General features: G+C 56.9%; 12 protein-coding genes and 4 pseudogenes. 10 read left to right on the top strand and 6 right to left on the bottom strand.

Going from position 1 to position 15,475, the window contains the following annotated elements:
• The first annotated feature begins 143 nt into the window (after positions 1–143).
• The 7 genes and pseudogenes from dksA to panD all read left to right on the top strand — a co-directional run bounded on the left by dksA (position 144) and on the right by panD (position 5,701).
• Positions 144–599 carry an RNA polymerase-binding protein DksA gene (gene dksA, locus WLO32_RS03625; protein ID WP_121266913.1) on the top strand — a complete coding sequence of 152 codons (456 nt, stop codon included), beginning with the start codon at positions 144–146 and terminating at the stop codon, positions 597–599.
• Between the two features lie 64 nt (positions 600–663).
• Entirely contained in the window at positions 664–1,560 is an 897-nt protein-coding gene (gene gluQRS, locus WLO32_RS03620) for a tRNA glutamyl-Q(34) synthetase GluQRS (protein WP_435947222.1), read from the top strand.
• Positions 1,561–1,617: 57 nt separating this feature from the next.
• Positions 1,618–3,015 carry a polynucleotide adenylyltransferase PcnB gene (pcnB, locus tag WLO32_RS03615; protein ID WP_435948238.1) on the top strand — a complete coding sequence of 466 codons (1,398 nt, stop codon included), beginning with the start codon at positions 1,618–1,620 and terminating at the stop codon, positions 3,013–3,015.
• Positions 3,012–3,492 (top strand): annotated as a pseudogene (gene folK, locus WLO32_RS03610) (2-amino-4-hydroxy-6-hydroxymethyldihydropteridine diphosphokinase). The gene pcnB and the pseudogene folK overlap by 4 nt, the downstream one beginning before the upstream one ends.
• 70 nt (positions 3,493–3,562) lie before the next feature.
• Positions 3,563–4,357 (top strand): 3-methyl-2-oxobutanoate hydroxymethyltransferase, encoded by a 795-nt coding sequence (gene panB, locus WLO32_RS03605; RefSeq protein WP_435947221.1) that lies wholly within the window; start codon positions 3,563–3,565, stop codon positions 4,355–4,357.
• A 13-nt stretch (positions 4,358–4,370) separates the two neighbouring features.
• Positions 4,371–5,226: pseudogene (panC, locus tag WLO32_RS03600) on the top strand (pantoate--beta-alanine ligase).
• A 94-nt stretch (positions 5,227–5,320) separates the two neighbouring features.
• Positions 5,321–5,701, top strand: coding sequence for an aspartate 1-decarboxylase (gene panD, locus WLO32_RS03595; RefSeq protein WP_435947220.1), 381 nt, complete (start codon positions 5,321–5,323; stop codon positions 5,699–5,701).
• 47 nt (positions 5,702–5,748) lie between these two features.
• Here panD and WLO32_RS03590 read toward each other — a convergent pair whose 3' ends face one another.
• The 4 genes and pseudogenes from WLO32_RS03590 to WLO32_RS03575 form a co-directional block, all read right to left on the bottom strand.
• Complete coding sequence (locus WLO32_RS03590; RefSeq protein ID WP_435947219.1) at positions 5,749–6,999, bottom strand: polysaccharide deacetylase family protein; 1,251 nt, start codon at positions 6,997–6,999, stop codon at positions 5,749–5,751.
• An 80-nt stretch (positions 7,000–7,079) separates the two neighbouring features.
• Entirely contained in the window at positions 7,080–7,511 is a 432-nt protein-coding gene (locus WLO32_RS03585; RefSeq protein ID WP_435947218.1) for a PTS sugar transporter subunit IIA, read from the bottom strand.
• Between the two features lie 117 nt (positions 7,512–7,628).
• Positions 7,629–8,400, bottom strand: a pseudogene (locus WLO32_RS03580) (ABC transporter permease).
• Positions 8,397–9,320, bottom strand: coding sequence for an ABC transporter ATP-binding protein (locus WLO32_RS03575; RefSeq protein WP_435947217.1), 924 nt, complete (start codon positions 9,318–9,320; stop codon positions 8,397–8,399). The pseudogene WLO32_RS03580 and the gene WLO32_RS03575 overlap by 4 nt, the downstream one beginning before the upstream one ends.
• Before the next feature lie 108 nt (positions 9,321–9,428).
• Here WLO32_RS03575 and can point away from each other — a divergent pair, with 108 nt between their 5' ends.
• On the top strand, positions 9,429–10,109 hold the full coding sequence (gene can, locus WLO32_RS03570; RefSeq protein WP_435947216.1) for a carbonate dehydratase: 681 nt from the start codon (positions 9,429–9,431) through the stop codon (positions 10,107–10,109).
• Positions 10,110–10,161: 52 nt separating this feature from the next.
• Here can and hpt read toward each other — a convergent pair whose 3' ends face one another.
• Positions 10,162–10,698: a hypoxanthine phosphoribosyltransferase gene (hpt, locus tag WLO32_RS03565; RefSeq protein WP_435947215.1), complete on the bottom strand. Its 537-nt coding sequence runs from the start codon at positions 10,696–10,698 to the stop codon at positions 10,162–10,164.
• Between the two features lie 193 nt (positions 10,699–10,891).
• Here hpt and WLO32_RS03560 point away from each other — a divergent pair, with 193 nt between their 5' ends.
• The gene (locus WLO32_RS03560) at positions 10,892–13,276 is read left to right on the top strand and encodes a glucose/quinate/shikimate family membrane-bound PQQ-dependent dehydrogenase (RefSeq protein WP_435948237.1); all 2,385 of its coding nucleotides are present in this window, start codon (positions 10,892–10,894) and stop codon (positions 13,274–13,276) included.
• 50 nt (positions 13,277–13,326) lie between these two features.
• On the opposite strand, the pseudogene cueO reads toward WLO32_RS03560, so the two are convergent.
• A pseudogene (gene cueO, locus WLO32_RS03555) lies at positions 13,327–14,887 on the bottom strand (multicopper oxidase CueO).
• Between the two features lie 145 nt (positions 14,888–15,032).
• On the opposite strand from cueO, the gene WLO32_RS03550 reads away from it, so the two are divergent.
• Positions 15,033–15,380 carry a YacC family pilotin-like protein gene (locus tag WLO32_RS03550; protein ID WP_121266924.1) on the top strand — a complete coding sequence of 116 codons (348 nt, stop codon included), beginning with the start codon at positions 15,033–15,035 and terminating at the stop codon, positions 15,378–15,380.
• Positions 15,381–15,475: the final 95 nt, after the last annotated feature.

Below are 15,475 nucleotides of genomic sequence, written 5' to 3'. Positions count from 1 at the left end.
GCCGCTCGCGTAAATACGCTTTTCTTCACAGGGTTGTCAAGAGAGGAATTTATATAATTGCCATCCTGAAAAGCATCTGCTATTTATAGCGGCCTGATTTTCCCCCGACAGGGGACCGATAGTGCGTGTTAAGGAGAAGCAACATGCAAGAAGGGCAAAAGCGTAAAACATCGTCCCTGAGTATCCTCGCCATCGCTGGGGTGGAGCCGTACCAGGAGAAAGCGGGCGAAGAATACATGAACGAAGCCCAGCTGTCGCACTTCAGGCGTATACTTGAAGCCTGGCGTAACCAACTTATGGATGAAGTTGATCGTACCGTCACGCACATGCAGGATGAAGCCGCTAACTTCCCGGATCCGGTAGACCGTGCCGCCCAGGAAGAGGAGTTCAGCCTGGAACTGCGCAACCGCGATCGCGAACGTAAACTGATCAAGAAGATCGAAAAGACGCTCAAGAAAGTAGAAGACGAAGATTTTGGCTACTGCGAATCCTGCGGCGTTGAAATTGGTATTCGTCGTCTTGAAGCTCGTCCGACAGCTGATTTGTGTATCGACTGCAAAACGTTGGCAGAAATTCGCGAAAAACAGATGGCCGGCTAACGGCCCGCAATTTCACAACATTCCAAAGGCGGGAGTCTCTCCCGCCTTAATTATTTGTAGACTCATGACGGCTCCTCATTACATCGGGCGTTTTGCCCCCTCGCCTTCGGGCGAACTCCATTTCGGCTCGCTGATTGCCGCCCTTGGCAGCTATTTGCAGGCGCGCGCAAATCAGGGTCAGTGGCTGGTTCGTATCGAAGATATCGACCCGCCGCGCGAAGTACCCGGCGCCGCCGGGACAATCTTGCGCCAGCTTGACCACTACGGCCTGCGCTGGGACGGCGAAGTGCTTTGGCAGTCCGCGCGCCATGAGGCCTACCGTGAAGCGCTCGCCTGGCTGCGCCAGCGCGGCTTAAGCTATTACTGCACCTGTACCCGCAGCCGCATTCAGCAGATCGGCGGTTTTTACGACGGCCATTGCCGAACGTTAAACCACGGGCCGGAAAACGCAGCGATGCGTCTGGTGCAGCGCCAGCCGGTATTAAGTTTTAAGGATCGCCTGCGCGGCCGGTTAGTGGCCGACGAACATCTGGCGCGGGAAGATTTTATTATCCACCGCCGCGACGGGCTGTTTGCCTATAACCTCGCCGTGGTGGTGGATGATAATTACCAGGGCGTAACCGAAATTGTGCGCGGCGCCGATTTAATCGAACCCACAGTACGGCAAATTTCCCTGTATCAGCAGTTTGGCTGGCGCGTGCCGCAATACGTTCATCTGCCGCTGGCGCTAAACGAGCAGGGCAATAAATTATCCAAGCAAAACCATGCCCCCGCCCTGCCGCAGGGCGACCCGCGTCCGGCGCTGGCCGCGGCTTTAACTTTTTTAAACCAGCCGCTTATTACCCCCTGGCAGGACCTCACGCTTGAGGGCCTGCTAAGCGAAGCGGTGGAAAAATGGTCGCTTGCAAAGGTGCCATTAGCTATGCAAACGAATACGTCATTCTCAAATGCCCCGCACTGAGCTATGATTAGCCGCTGTTTTTTTTGTCCCTAATGATTGACACTGCCGAGGTGGACTATTTTTACCCGAGTCGCTAATTTTTGCCGCAAGGTGCTTAACCGCGATGATGTTGTGGCGCAGGAGAGCGAAGATCTCCCGCAAATCACGGTCATTCCGCGTGACCAGCACGCTATCTCCCGCAAAGATATCAGTGAAAATGCCCTCAAGGTGCTCTATCGTCTGAATAAAGCCGGCTACGAGGCATACCTTGTCGGCGGCGGCGTTCGTGACCTTCTGCTTGGCAAAAAACCGAAAGATTTCGACGTCACAACCAGCGCCACGCCGGATCAGGTACGTAAACTGTTCCGCAACTGCCGCCTGGTGGGCCGTCGTTTCCGTCTTGCGCACGTGATGTTCGGGCCGGAAATCATCGAAGTCGCCACCTTCCGCGGCCACCACGAAGAGCAAAAAGCCGATCGTCAGACCTCGCAAACCGGTCAAAACGGCATGCTGTTGCGCGATAACATCTTCGGCTCCATCGAAGAAGACGCCCAGCGTCGCGATTTTACTATCAACAGCCTCTATTACAGCGTGGCGGATTTTTCAGTCCGCGACTACGTCGGCGGCCTGCGCGATTTACGCAACGGCGTGATTCGCCTGATTGGCGATCCGGAAACGCGCTACCGTGAAGATCCGGTGCGCATGCTGCGCGCGGTCCGCTTTGCGGCCAAGCTGAATATGACCATCAGCCCGGAATCCGGCGAGCCTATTCCACGCCTGGCTACATTGATTAACGATGTGCCTCCGGCGCGCCTGTTTGAGGAATCCCTCAAGCTGCTGCAGGCAGGCCACGGCTACGCAACCTATGAACTGCTGCGCGAATACCAGCTGTTCCAGCCGCTATTCCCGATTATCACCCGCTACTTCACCGAGCAGGGCGACAGCCCGATGGAGCACATCATCGCTCAGGTGTTAAAGAACACCGATAACCGCATTCACAATGAGATGCGCGTTAACCCGGCCTTCCTGTTCTCCGCCATGTTCTGGTATCCGCAGCTGGAGATGGCGCAAAAGCTCACCCAGGAAAGCGGCCTCGCCTATATGGACGCCTTCGCCCTGGCGATGAACGAAGTGCTGGATGAAGCCTGCCGCGCGCTGGCGATTCCAAAACGTATTACGACGCTGGTACGCGATATCTGGAGCCTGCAGCTGCGCCTGTCGCGCCGCCAGGGCAAGCGCGCCTGGAAGCTGATGGAGCATCCTAAATTCCGCGCCGCCTACGATCTGCTGGCCCTGCGCGCCGAAGTGGAAAACAACCAGGAGCTGCTGCGCCTGACCAAATGGTGGGGAGAATTCCAGGTCGCCGCGCCGCCTGCGCAGAAAGATATGCTCAACGATCTGGGTGATGAGCCCGCGGCGCGTCGTCGCCATCGCCGCCCGCGCAAACGTGCGCCGCGCAGCGGAGGAGCTGCATGACGCTGGCGTATATCGCGCTGGGCAGCAATCAGGCGTCGCCGCTGGAGCAGGTTGCCCGCGCGCTTAACGCCATCGCGGCCATTCCGCAAAGTCGGGTGGTCGCCACTTCTTCTTTTTATCGTACTCCCCCGCTCGGGCCCGCAGGATCAGCCGGATTATCTGAACGCCGCGGTGGCGCTGGAAACAGAACTGTCCCCCGAGGCGCTGCTTGATCATACTCAACGCATTGAGCTTGAGCAGGGCCGCGTGCGCAAAGCTGAACGCTGGGGGCCGCGCACGCTGGATCTCGACATCATGCTGTTCGGCGAGTTAACCCTTTCCACGCCGCGCCTGACCGTGCCCCATTACGATATGAAAAACCGGGCATTTATGCTGGTGCCGCTGATAGAAATCGCCCCCGACTGCGCCTTCCCGGAAGGCCTGCGCGTCGCCGACGTGCTCGCGACGCTTTCCCGCGCGGGCATTACTTACTGGTAACGCCGAACCTTTTCCTTTGTTAAAGTAGCCATCAATTACACTCCCTCACTCTTCCAATCCAGGGACTGCCATGAAACCAACCACCATGTCTCAGTTGCGCCAGTGGAAACAGGCTCAACGCAAATTCGCCACCATCACCGCCTATGACTTCAGCTTTGCCAAACTGTTTGCCGAAGAGGGCATCGGCGTAATGCTGGTCGGCGATTCGTTAGGGATGACGGTTCAGGGGCACGACTCTACGCTGCCGGTAACCGTAGAAGATATCGCTTACCATACGCGCGCGGTTCGCCGCGGCGCACCGCACTGCCTGCTGCTTGCGGATCTGCCGTTTATGGCTTACGCCACGCCAGAACAGGCCTTCGCCAACTCGGCTGAGGTGATGCGCGCCGGTGCGAATATGGTGAAAATCGAAGGCGGCCGCTGGCTGGTGGAAACCGTCAAAATGCTGACCGAGCGCGCCGTGCCGGTTTGCGGCCACCTGGGCCTGACGCCGCAGTCGGTGAATATCTTCGGCGGCTACAAGGTTCAGGGACGCGACGAGGCGGCCGCGCAAACGCTGTTTGACGATGCCGTAGCGCTCGAGGCCGCCGGCATTCAGCTACTGGTGCTGGAGTGCGTGCCTGTTGCGCTTGCTAAACGCATTACCGAAGCGCTGAGCATTCCGGTGATTGGCATCGGCGCGGGCAACGTCACCGACGGCCAGATTCTGGTGATGCACGACGCCTTCGGCATTACCGGCGGCCACATTCCAAAATTTGCGAAAAACTTCCTCGCTGAAGCGGGCGATATGCGCGCAGCCGTGCGCCAGTACGCCGCCGAGGTTGAGTCCGGCGCGTACCCGGGCGAAGAACACAGTTTCCACTGACAGGAGAAAGGTCGTGTTGATTATCGAGACGTTACCGCAGCTGCGCCTGCAAATTCGCCGCTGGCGCCAGGAGGGCAAGCGCATCGCCCTGGTGCCGACCATGGGCAACCTGCACGACGGGCACATGACGCTGGTCGAAGAGGCAAAGGCCGCGGCCGATGTGGTGGTGGTGAGCATTTTTGTCAACCCGATGCAGTTTGACCGCCAGGAAGACCTGGCGCGTTATCCGCGCACGCTGCAGGAAGACTGCGAGAAGCTCAATCGCCGCAAGGTCGATTTGGTGTTTGCTCCCGCTCCGTCAGACGTGTATCCGCAGGGCATGGATACGCAAACCTTTGTCGAGGTGCCGGGCATTTCCACCATTCTTGAAGGCGCCAGCCGTCCGGGCCATTTCCGCGGCGTGTCCACCATCGTCAGCAAGCTGTTCAACCTGGTTCAGCCTGACGTCGCCTGCTTCGGCGAAAAGGACTACCAGCAGCTGGCGCTGATTCGCAAGATGGTTGCCGATATGGGCTACGACATAGAGATCGTCGGCGTGCCGACGGTGCGCGCGAAAGACGGCCTGGCGCTAAGCTCCCGCAACGGCTACCTGAGCGCCGAGCAGCGCAAAATCGCCCCGGGCCCTTGCCAAAGTGATGAACTCGCTGGCCGACAGGCTGCGCGCGGGCGAGCGCGATATCGAAGAAATGCTGGCGCTTGCGGCAGCCGAGCTGAACGAAAAAGGCTTTCGTTCCGACGACCTGCAAATCCGCGACGCGGACACGCTGCAGGAGCTGGACGCGCGGAGCGAACGCGCGGTGATCCTGATGGCCGCATGGCTTGGCCAGGCGCGTCTGATTGATAACGTTCAGGTTGATTTAGCGCAGTAGACAGTCCGAAAAAAACGGGCAATACTGCTGCGATATATTCATGGAGCCGATATGTATCGGTTCTGTTTAAGCCCAGTCAGAAAGGTTTAATTTTATGATTCGCACCATGCTGCAAGGCAAGTTACACCGCGTGAAAGTGACCCAGGCGGACTTGCACTATGAAGGCTCCTGCGCCATCGATCAGGACTTCCTGGAGGCGGCAGGCATTCTGGAATATGAAGCCATCGATATCTATAACGTGACCAACGGCAAGCGTTTCTCCACTTACGCTATCGCCGGCGAGCGCGGTTCTAAAATTATCTCCGTCAACGGCGCCGCCGCGCACTGCGCCGGGGTGGGCGACATCCTGATTATCGCCAGCTACGTGACGATGCCGGACGAGCAGGCCCGCAGCTGGCAGCCGAAAGTGGCCTACTTTGATGGCGACAACGAGATGAAGCGCCTGGCAAAAGCCGTACCGGTTCAGGTAGCTTAAGCTTCAGCATTAAAAAAAAGACCCGCTTTAAGCGGGTCTTTTTTTGCTCAGGACGCCGGCTGGTTAGCAATCAGCCGCGACATTGTCTCCAGCGAATCCGTACGCAGAATATAAAGGCGTTTTAACAAGAACGGATTATCCCCCGGCTTCACCTTGCCTCTTACGGTGGTCACCGCCATATGGAACCCCGCGTCATTCGCCGCCTTTACCGCTTTATCGTCATAGCCGCCAAACGGATAGGACAAATAGAGCACGTGGGGATTAAACTGCGCCAGCGCGCGCCTGGAGCGTTCAAAATCAAACAGAACGTTATGGTAGCTGCGGCTGAGCAAGATCGGGTGGCGGTAGCCGTCGACCCGGTGCAGGAAATGGGTGTGCGACTGTACGTCAAACACGTCCTGGCTGGCCTGCAGTTCCGAAAGGCTCATAAACTGCAACGCCTGCGGATTCCACTGCTGCGGGTGGCGCTTAATGCGCGACGAGATGATAAACATGGTCGCCTTAAAGCCGTACTCTTTGAGAATCGGCCTGGCGTAGCGATAAACCGACTTTAAGCCGTCATCGAAGGTGATCACCACCGAACGCGCAGGCAGGTTCATGCGGTTACGCACGTAGCCTTCGAGCTGGTACATGGTCAGCGTGGTATAGCCCATATCGCGCAGCCAGGTCATCTGGTTGCTGAAGGCCACCACGGAGGTGGTGGTTGAGGTATGGCGGAAACGCGTGTTTTCTTCGTCGCGCAGGATGTGATGATAGGTCAGCACCGGAATGCCGTTGTCCTGCTGCGCATCCAGGCTGCTGATATAGCCCAGACGGTTGCCGATGCGGATCTGAAACCAGGTCTGGTTCAGGCGATCTTTCAGTCGCGCAAGAACGGGGTAGCGCAGGTTTTCCGCTAGCGTACCAAAAGGCGCGCTGCCGGTGCTCGGGGCGTTATAGATCTGCACGTCGCGGAAGGTGACAAGATTTTGATTGCTAAGCGGCTTGTTTAAATCGCCCAGCCGGTCTTCAACGCGCTGTTTGCCCGCCACCGGCCCGAGATGGTTTTTGTCGATAAAGCCGGTGCCGAAGCCAAAGCGAAATTCGTAGTAATCCGCAGCCGTAGGCACCACCGCAAGAATTTGCCCTTCCTGAATCGTGCCTACCGTTTTGACTTTATCGCCTACCTGCGCCCAGACGACGGCATCTTCGGTAGTTTGCATATATTGCGCGGGAGTGGCGTGGCTGCTGAGCAGGCTGGCGTTAGCCTGCCCCATGCAGCACAGCATCAGCAGGCAGTAGAAAACTCGAGTTAACATAAAGGTTTGATAGCACTTTTGCACAACGAAGGAAGGAGCGCTTATTTTAGCAAAAGCCCGACTAATACCAACCTTTCAAATCAGTACTGATGCAATAAAACGAAGGGCGGATGTTTTTTCTGCTGGTGCCAGAGGCTGGTGACCTCATCGCCGCCCTCCTCCACGATGAGCCGGCGGAAGGCATCGCTGGAAAGCGTCGCGCGGTGGTTACGCATGGCGAAAAGCAACTGTAGCGTAACGCCGGAGATAACTTCGCAGTGGGGATGTTTATGGCACAGCTGCGCGGCCGTACGGTAGGGCGCGGCGCCGGTTTTGTCGGTCAGGAAAATGACGCCGTCTCCGGAATCGCATTTATAAAGGGCATCGCACAGCATGCGGCCGAGCATGTTGGTGCTAAGCCCTTGCCAGAAATTAACGGCATAGCACTGCGGCTCGGGGCCAAAGCGCTCCTGAATGACATCCAGCATATCCTGTGCAAAGTAGTCGTGACCCGTAATCACCCATCCCAACATATCGCATCTCCTTTTCGCGAAACGTCAGTGTGACACAACGGGCCGCAGGCGGCGTGATGTCAGTCAATCTCTGGCTGAAAACGTCCGGAAAGCTTCCCCCGCAGGGGAAGCCAAAGGCTAGCTGCGCAGACCGCGGCCCGCGCTGGATCAGATACCAGCACAGCAGATAAAACGCCGCGATAAAGCCCACCAGCACCACGACGGTGAAGAGCAGCGGAACGTCGCTGATGCCGAGAAAACCAAAGCGGAAGCCGCTAATCATGTAGACGATGGGGTTAAGGTGCGACAGCGCCTGCCAGAACGGCGGCAGCAGCGTCAGCGAATAGAACACGCCCCCCAGATAGGTCAGCGGCGTCAGCACGAAGGTGGGAATCAGGCTGATATCGTCAAACGTTTTGGCGAACACGGCGTTAAGCAAGCCCGCCAGCGAGAACAGCACCGCCGTCAGCACCAGGGTCAGGGCGACAAACAGCCAGGAGTGGACCTGGAACGGCACGAAGAACAGCGAAATCGCCGTCACCAGCACGCCCACGCACAGGCCGCGCGCCACGCCGCCGCCGACGTAGCCGGCGATAATAACGTGCGTAGGCACCGGCGCCACCAGCAGCTCTTCGATATTGCGCTGGAACTTCGCGCTGAAGAACGACGAGGCTACGTTTGCGTAGGCGTTGGTGATCACCGCCATCATGATCAGCCCCGGCACGATAAACTGCATGTAGGTAAAGCCGTGCATTTCGCCGATGCGCGAGCCGATCAGGTTGCCGAAGATAATGAAATAAAGCGTCATGGTGATGACGGGCGGCACCAGGGTCTGAATCCAGATGCGAGTGAAACGGTGGATCTCCTTGGTCCAGATGCTTTTTAACGCCACCCAGTAAAGATGCATCATGCGTGCTCTCCTGTTTTATTGACCAGCGTGACGAACAGCTCTTCCAGACGGTTGGCCTTGTTACGCATGCTTAATACCTGCACTCCCTGCGCGCTTAGCTGGCTAAAGACGCTGTTGATGCCCTGCTCGCGCAGCACTTCCACCTCAAGCGTCGAGGTATCCACCAGGCGGTACTGGTAGCCTTCAAGCTTCGGCAGCGGGCTTTTTGGCGCGAGATCGAGAATAAAGGTTTCGGACTTCAGCTTGGAAAGCAGCGACTTCATCGAGGTATTTTCCACCAGCTCGCCGCGTTGAATAATGCCGATGTTGCGGCAGAGCATTTCAGCCTCTTCCAGGTAGTGGGTGGTCAAAATAATGGTGGTGCCTTTATCGTTCAGGTCTTTTAAAAAGCCCCACATGGAACGACGCAGTTCGATATCGACGCCGGCGGTTGGCTCATCAAGAATCAGGAGCTTAGGTTCATGCATCAGCGCCCTGGCAATCATCAGGCGACGCTTCATGCCGCCGGATAACATGCGCGCGCGTTCGTTGCGTTTTTCCCACAGATCGAGCTGTTTTAAATATTTTTCGCTGCGCGCTATCGCTTCGCCGCGCTCAACGCCGTAATAGCCGGCCTGGTGCACCACGATCTGCTGCACCGTTTCGAACGGGTTGAAGTTAAACTCCTGCGGAACCAGCCCGAGCTGGCGCTTTGCATTCACCACGTCTTTTTGCAGGTCGTAACCAAACACGCGCACGCGGCCGGAGGTTTTATTGACCAGCGAGCTGATGATGCCGATGGTGGTGGATTTGCCCGCGCCGTTCGGGCCCAGCAAGGCGTAAAAATCCCCCGCCTCAACGCGAAGATCTATGCCGCGCAGGGCCTGAACGCCGCCGGGATAGGTTTTCGTGAGCTTTTCCAGTTCTAATGCAATGGTCATTGTTTGGGGTTACCTTTCACGATACAAATTTGTTAAGCAGTTTTAAAATTTATCGAGTTGCCCTATATTACCTCAACGCACTTATTCGGTTACAGGTTGTTAACCTCCATGAAAGATATAGATACCCTCATCAGTAATAACCAGGTCTGGTCAAAACTGATGGAGGATGAAGACCCGGGCTTTTTTGAACGCCTGGCCCTGGCGCAAAAACCTCGTTTTCTGTGGATTGGCTGTTCGGACAGCCGCGTGCCGGCTGAACGTCTGACCGGCCTTGAGCCCGGCGAGCTGTTTGTTCATCGCAATGTGGCGAACCTCGTTATCCATACCGATTTAAACTGCCTTTCCGTCGTGCAGTACGCGGTGGACGTGCTTGAAGTCGAACACATTATCATCTGCGGCCACTACGGCTGCGGCGGCGTTCAGGCGGCGGTTGAGAACCCGGATTTAGGCCTTATCAACAACTGGCTGCTGCACATCCGCGATATCTGGTTCAAGCACAGCTCGCTGCTGGGAGAGCTCCCGCAGGAACAGCGCCTTGATACCCTGTGCGAACTGAACGTTATGGAGCAGGTGTATAACCTGGGCCACTCCACGATTATGCAATCCGCGTGGAAACGCGGGCAGAAAGTCACGGTGCACGGCTGGGCTTACGGTATTCACGACGGCCGCCTGCGCGATCTGGAAGTGACGGCGACCAGCCGCGAATCCCTTGAGCAGGGCTATCGCAGCGGGATTTCAAACCTCAAGCTGACCCACAGCAGCCATAAGAATAGAGCGGTTTCCCCGTAATACAGATAGCAAAAAGGGCCTTCAAGGCCCTTTTTCTTTTCCGCGCGCTTAACTATTCGTCCAGCAGAACGACTTTGCCGACGTACGGCAGATGGCGATAGCGCTGGGCATAATCAATACCATAGCCCACGACGAACTCGTCAGGGATGGAGAAGCCAACCCACTCGACGTTGACGTCCACCTCGCGGCGCTCCGGCTTATCCAGCAGGGTGCAGATAGCGAGGGATTTTGGCTGGCGCAGGCTGAGGATTTCACGCACTTTGCTTAGCGTGTTGCCGGAATCGATGATGTCCTCGACGATCAGAACGTCTTTGCCGCGAATATCTTCATCGAGGTCTTTAAGGATTTTCACATCGCGGGTAGTGGACATGCCGCTGCCGTAGCTGGAGGCGGTCATAAAATCGACTTCGTGAGGCACCTGCACCTCACGGCACAGGTCCGCCATAAACATAAACGAGCCGCGCAGCAGGCCAACCAGCACCATATCGCTGCCGCTGTCACGATAATGTTCGCTTATCAGACGGCCTAATTCAGCGATACGGGACTTGATCTCCGCTTCGGGGATCATCACTTCTACAGTATGTTTCATATCTATAACCATATGATTTAAAAACAAATCATTTAATGTCGGCGCAGCTTTATCCAACACAAAATATTCAGGCCAGCAGTATAACAGCAAAACGTCGTTGCATGCGCTTTCGCTAAAAAAGCCATTTATGTGATGTAAGTCACACTTGTTAATAACTATAATTAATTGCTATCAAACTTTTAAGAGCGTGATAATTGTGAAAATAAATAACTCAGAAAGGCGTGTCTTCACGACCTTATCGGCCCTGTTTGCGGTGCTTACCGGGCTTTATTTACTTATTGGCGGGATATGGCTAGTGGCAATTGGTGGGTCGTACTACTACCCAATTGCAGGGGTGGTGATGCTTATCACCGCATGGTTACTTTGGCAACGTAAGGTGCTGGCGCTGTGGGTTTATGCCGCACTGCTGCTTTGTACCCTGGCATGGGCGGTTTGGGAAGTTGGTTTCGACTTCTGGGCGCTTACGCCGCGTTTAGATGTGCTGTTCTTCTTCGGCGTGTGGCTGCTGCTGCCCTTTGTCTATCGCCAGTTTATTCTGCCTTCCGCAGGCGCCGCGCCGGCCTTAGGCGCCGTTCTGGCCATTACCGTCGTGGCCCTTATCTGGGCGGTATTTAACGATCCGCAGGAAATTAACGGTACGCTCAGCGCAGAGGCTACCGCCGCTGCCGCGCCGGCCTCCACCATTCCTGACGCCGACTGGCCAGCTTACGGCCGCAATCAGGAAGGCCAGCGCTACTCTCCGTTAAAACAGATCAACGATAAAAACGTCGGCCAGCTCAAAGAGGCCTGGTCATTCCAGACCGGCGATGTGAAGCGTCCAACCGATCCGGGCGAAGTCACCAACGAAGTTACCCCGATTAAAATCCGCGACACGCTTTACCTGTGTACCGCGCACCAGCAGCTGTTTGCGCTGGATGCCGCTACCGGCAAGCAGAAGTGGAAATTCGATCCGCGTCTGGATACCAATCCTTCGTTCCAGCACGTGACCTGTCGCGGCGTTTCCTATCATGAAGCCACTGCGGATAACGCCAGCCCGGACGTAGTTTCAGACTGTCCGCGCCGCATCATTCTGCCGGTGAACGACGGCCGCGTATTTGCCCTGAACGCTGATAACGGCCAGCTGTGCGAAAGCTTTGCCAACAAAGGCATTCTGAATCTGCAAACTAATATGCCGGTAACCACCCCTGGCATGTACGAGCCAACCTCGCCGCCAATCATCACTGATAAAGTAATAGTGATTGCGGGTGCGGTAACGGATAACTACTCTACCCGCGAGCCGTCCGGCGTTATTCGTGGGTTTGACGTCAACAGCGGCAAGCTGCTGTGGGCATTCGATCCGGGCGCGAAAGATCCGAATGCGATTCCAGGCGATGAGCACCACTTCACCATCAACTCACCTAACTCCTGGGCGCCGGCTGCCTACGATGCCAAACTGGATCTGGTGTATCTGCCGATGGGCGTGACCACGCCGGATATCTGGGGCGGCAACCGTACGCCTGAGCAGGAACGTTATGCCAGCAGCATCCTGGCGCTTAACGCGACCACGGGTAAACTGGCCTGGTCTTACCAAACCGTGCACCACGATCTGTGGGACATGGATATGCCTTCCCAGCCGACGCTTGCGGATATCACCGACAAGAACGGCAATACCGTTCCGGTAATTTATGCGCCGGCGAAAACCGGCAACATCTTTGTGCTGGACCGTCGTGACGGCAAGCTGGTGGTGCCGGCGCCGGAAAAACCGGTGCCGCAGGGCGCGGCGAAAGGCGACCACGTTACCCCAACCCAACCGTTCTCCGATCTGAGCTTCCGTCCGAAGAAAGATCTGAGCGGCGCGGATATGTGGGGCGCGACCCTCTACGATCAGATGGTCTGCCGCATTATCTTCCACAAGCTGCGTTATGAAGGCATCTTCACCCCGCCATCTGAGCAGGGCACGCTGGTGTTCCCGGGTAATCTGGGGATGTTCGAATGGGGCGGTATTTCCGTCGATCCGAACCGTCAGGTCGCTATCGCCAACCCGATGGCGCTGCCGTTTGTCTCCCGCCTGATGCCGCGCGGCCCGGGCAACCCGATGGAGCCGCCTGAAGCAGGACAAGGCACCGGTTCCGAGGTAGGGATTCAGCCGCAGTACGGCGTGCCTTACGGCGTAACGCTCAACCCGTTCCTCTCTCCGTTCGGCTTACCTTGTAAGCAACCGGCGTGGGGCTACATCTCTGCGGTGGATCTGAAAACCAACGAAGTGGTGTGGAAAAAACGTATCGGCACCGTGCGCGACAGCTCGCCGCTTCCGCTGCCGTTTAAAATGGGCATGCCGATGCTGGGCGGTCCGATTTCCACCGCGGGCAACGTGCTGTTCATTGGCGCAACCGCAGATAATTACCTGCGCGCCTACAACATGAGCAACGGTGAAAAACTGTGGGAAGCGCGTCTGCCGGCCGGCGGCCAGGCAACGCCGATGACCTATGAAGCGAACGGTAAACAGTACGTCGTGATTTCCGCAGGCGGCCACGGCTCCTTCGGCACGAAGATGGGCGATTACATCGTCGCCTACGCGTTACCGGACGACGCTAAGTAATATCGCTAAGTAATAAAAAGAGGGTAAGCGCCAGCGCTTACCCTCTTCTTTTACACCACCGTAAACCCGAGCATCATGCCGGTATCTTCATGCTCAAGCAGATGGCAGTGCGCCATATAGGCATGCTCCCTTGAAGCCAGATGATCAAAGCGTACCAGCACCTCGCTGCGTCCGCCTTCGACATGAACCGTATCCTTCCAGCCCTGACGATGGGCGGCGACCGGCCGGCCGTTTTCGCTCAGAATACGGAACTGCGTGCCGTGAATATGGAACGGATGCAGCATCATGTCGCCTTCGCCCGAGAGGGTCCATTTCTCGTATTGCCCCTGCACGACCGCAAAAGCAGGCTCGTTCATCGCAAAGGCCTTGCCGTTAATCCTGTTGGCGTTGTGGAAGTCAAATCCCTGCCCTCCTTTCTCATGCGCCATGGCGCCGTGGTGCATTCCCTGCATGTTGCCGTGTCCGGCCATGCTCATGCCCGCCATCGCTTTCTCACCGTATTTATCCGTCAGCGCCTGCATACCCATCATATCGAGCATCGGATCCATCGTCAGCTGCAGCAGGCGCTGGTTTAGCCCTTCATGGGCAGGCAGCGCGGGCACCTTCGCCAGGCTGTCCGGCAGCGTGCCCGAAGCGACAATACGCAGCGGCTGGATGCGCACAACCGGCGCTGGCTTATCGAACGGCGCGACGGTCATGCCCATCTGTTTGACGGGCAGCGTGACGATATCAAAAGGCCTGCCGTCGCTGGTATCCACCAGCACTTCGAAGCGTTCGCCCGTCAGCATCGCCAGTTCGGTAACCCTGACCGGCTCGGCCAGCAGGCCGCCGTCGCTGGCAATCACGAACAAAGGGCGATTGTCGCTGGCGGCGATGTTCAGGGTGCGGGCGTTGCAGCCGTTCAGCAGGCGCAGGCGCAGCCAGCCGCGCGGGTTGGCATGCTGCGGATAGCTCACGCCGTTGCACAGCAGGGTATCGCCAAACCAGCCCACCGCGGCGCTCACCAGGTCCAGCTGGTAATCAATCTGTCCGTCAGCGGAAAATCGTTTGTCCTGAATAATCAGCGGAACATCGTCAATGCCCCACTGCTTTGGCAGCATCAGCTGGCGGCTTTCGGTGTCTTCAATTAACACCAACCCTGCAAGCCCCATGGCCACCTGATGGCCGGTTTTCCCGTGCTGATGAGGATGGAACCAGCACGTCGCCGCCCGCTGCCGCGGAGTAAATGTGACGCTGCGCTTGCCGCCCGCGGCAATCACGCCCTGCGGGGCCGCCGTCGACCTCGCCCGGAACTTCCAGCCCATGCCAGTGCACCGTAGTCTCTTCAGCCAGGCTATTATAGATATCAACGGTCACAGCTTCGTTCTGCGTAAGCCGCAGGGCGGGACCAAGCAGCTTGCCGTTATAACCCCAGGTGGTGGCGGAGTTTGCCCCAAAAGCGGTCTTGCCGGACTGCACGGTTAAACGGATGCTGTTTCTGGCATCCGGAGCGAGTAAATCAGGGACGGGTAAAGCGGGAAGATCCGCCGCCAGCGCCGCGCGGCTCCAGAGCGGCAGCGCGCTGAACGCGCCGACGGCGGCGGAATATTTTAAGAAATCACGACGATGCATATTCAAGTCCTTCAGGTCAGCAGGCGTGTCCGTGAGCATAAACCTTTCCCCAACGGGAAGGTCAAGTTTGCGGCAGATAATAAATCTCGTCGTGGTCCAATTAACTGTGATAACGTTTCGCATCTGATAAAAAGTGGTAGACGTGATGAAGATGGGAGTTAGGGCGTTAATGTTGGGTGTTTTGCTGGCCTTTTCCACCAGCAGTCAGGCACTTAGCGAATCCGAAGCGGAAGATATGGCCGATCTGACCGCGGTGTTTGTGTTTTTGAAAAACGATTGCGGCTATCAAAACCTCCCTAACGGACAGATTCGTCGCGCGCTGGTCTTTTTCGCTCAGCAAAACCAGTGGGATTTAAGCAACTACGATAGCTTCAACATGAAGGCTTTGGGCGAGGACAGCTACCGCGATCTGAGCGGCATCGCCATCCCGACGGCAAACAAATGCAAATCGTTGGCCCGTGATTCTTTAAGCCTGCTCGCCTACGTTAAGTAACCCGTCTTCCTCAGGCCTGTGCTGAAATAATAGCCGTGCATACGCGGCTATTGTTGGCTATCATGTTGCGCCCATTTTTCAAGGGTGTTAACGAA

The organism is Dryocola mayonis, assembly GCF_051307045.1.
Lineage (GTDB): Bacteria > Pseudomonadota > Gammaproteobacteria > Enterobacterales > Enterobacteriaceae > Dryocola.
This window is presented reverse-complemented; position numbering and strand designations above follow the sequence as displayed.

Coding starts and splice junctions, on each gene's coding strand:
- panB (WP_435947221.1), top strand. CDS start 3,563: ATGAAACCAACCACCATGTCTCAGTTGCGCCAGTGGAAACAGGCTCAA.
- hpt (WP_435947215.1), bottom strand. CDS start 10,698: ATGAAACATACTGTAGAAGTGATGATCCCCGAAGCGGAGATCAAGTCC.
- gluQRS (WP_435947222.1), top strand. CDS start 664: ATGACGGCTCCTCATTACATCGGGCGTTTTGCCCCCTCGCCTTCGGGC.
- panD (WP_435947220.1), top strand. CDS start 5,321: ATGATTCGCACCATGCTGCAAGGCAAGTTACACCGCGTGAAAGTGACC.
- dksA (WP_121266913.1), top strand. CDS start 144: ATGCAAGAAGGGCAAAAGCGTAAAACATCGTCCCTGAGTATCCTCGCC.
- WLO32_RS03575 (WP_435947217.1), bottom strand. CDS start 9,320: ATGACCATTGCATTAGAACTGGAAAAGCTCACGAAAACCTATCCCGGC.
- WLO32_RS03590 (WP_435947219.1), bottom strand. CDS start 6,999: ATGTTAACTCGAGTTTTCTACTGCCTGCTGATGCTGTGCTGCATGGGG.
- WLO32_RS03550 (WP_121266924.1), top strand. CDS start 15,033: ATGAAGATGGGAGTTAGGGCGTTAATGTTGGGTGTTTTGCTGGCCTTT.
- WLO32_RS03585 (WP_435947218.1), bottom strand. CDS start 7,511: ATGTTGGGATGGGTGATTACGGGTCACGACTACTTTGCACAGGATATG.
- can (WP_435947216.1), top strand. CDS start 9,429: ATGAAAGATATAGATACCCTCATCAGTAATAACCAGGTCTGGTCAAAA.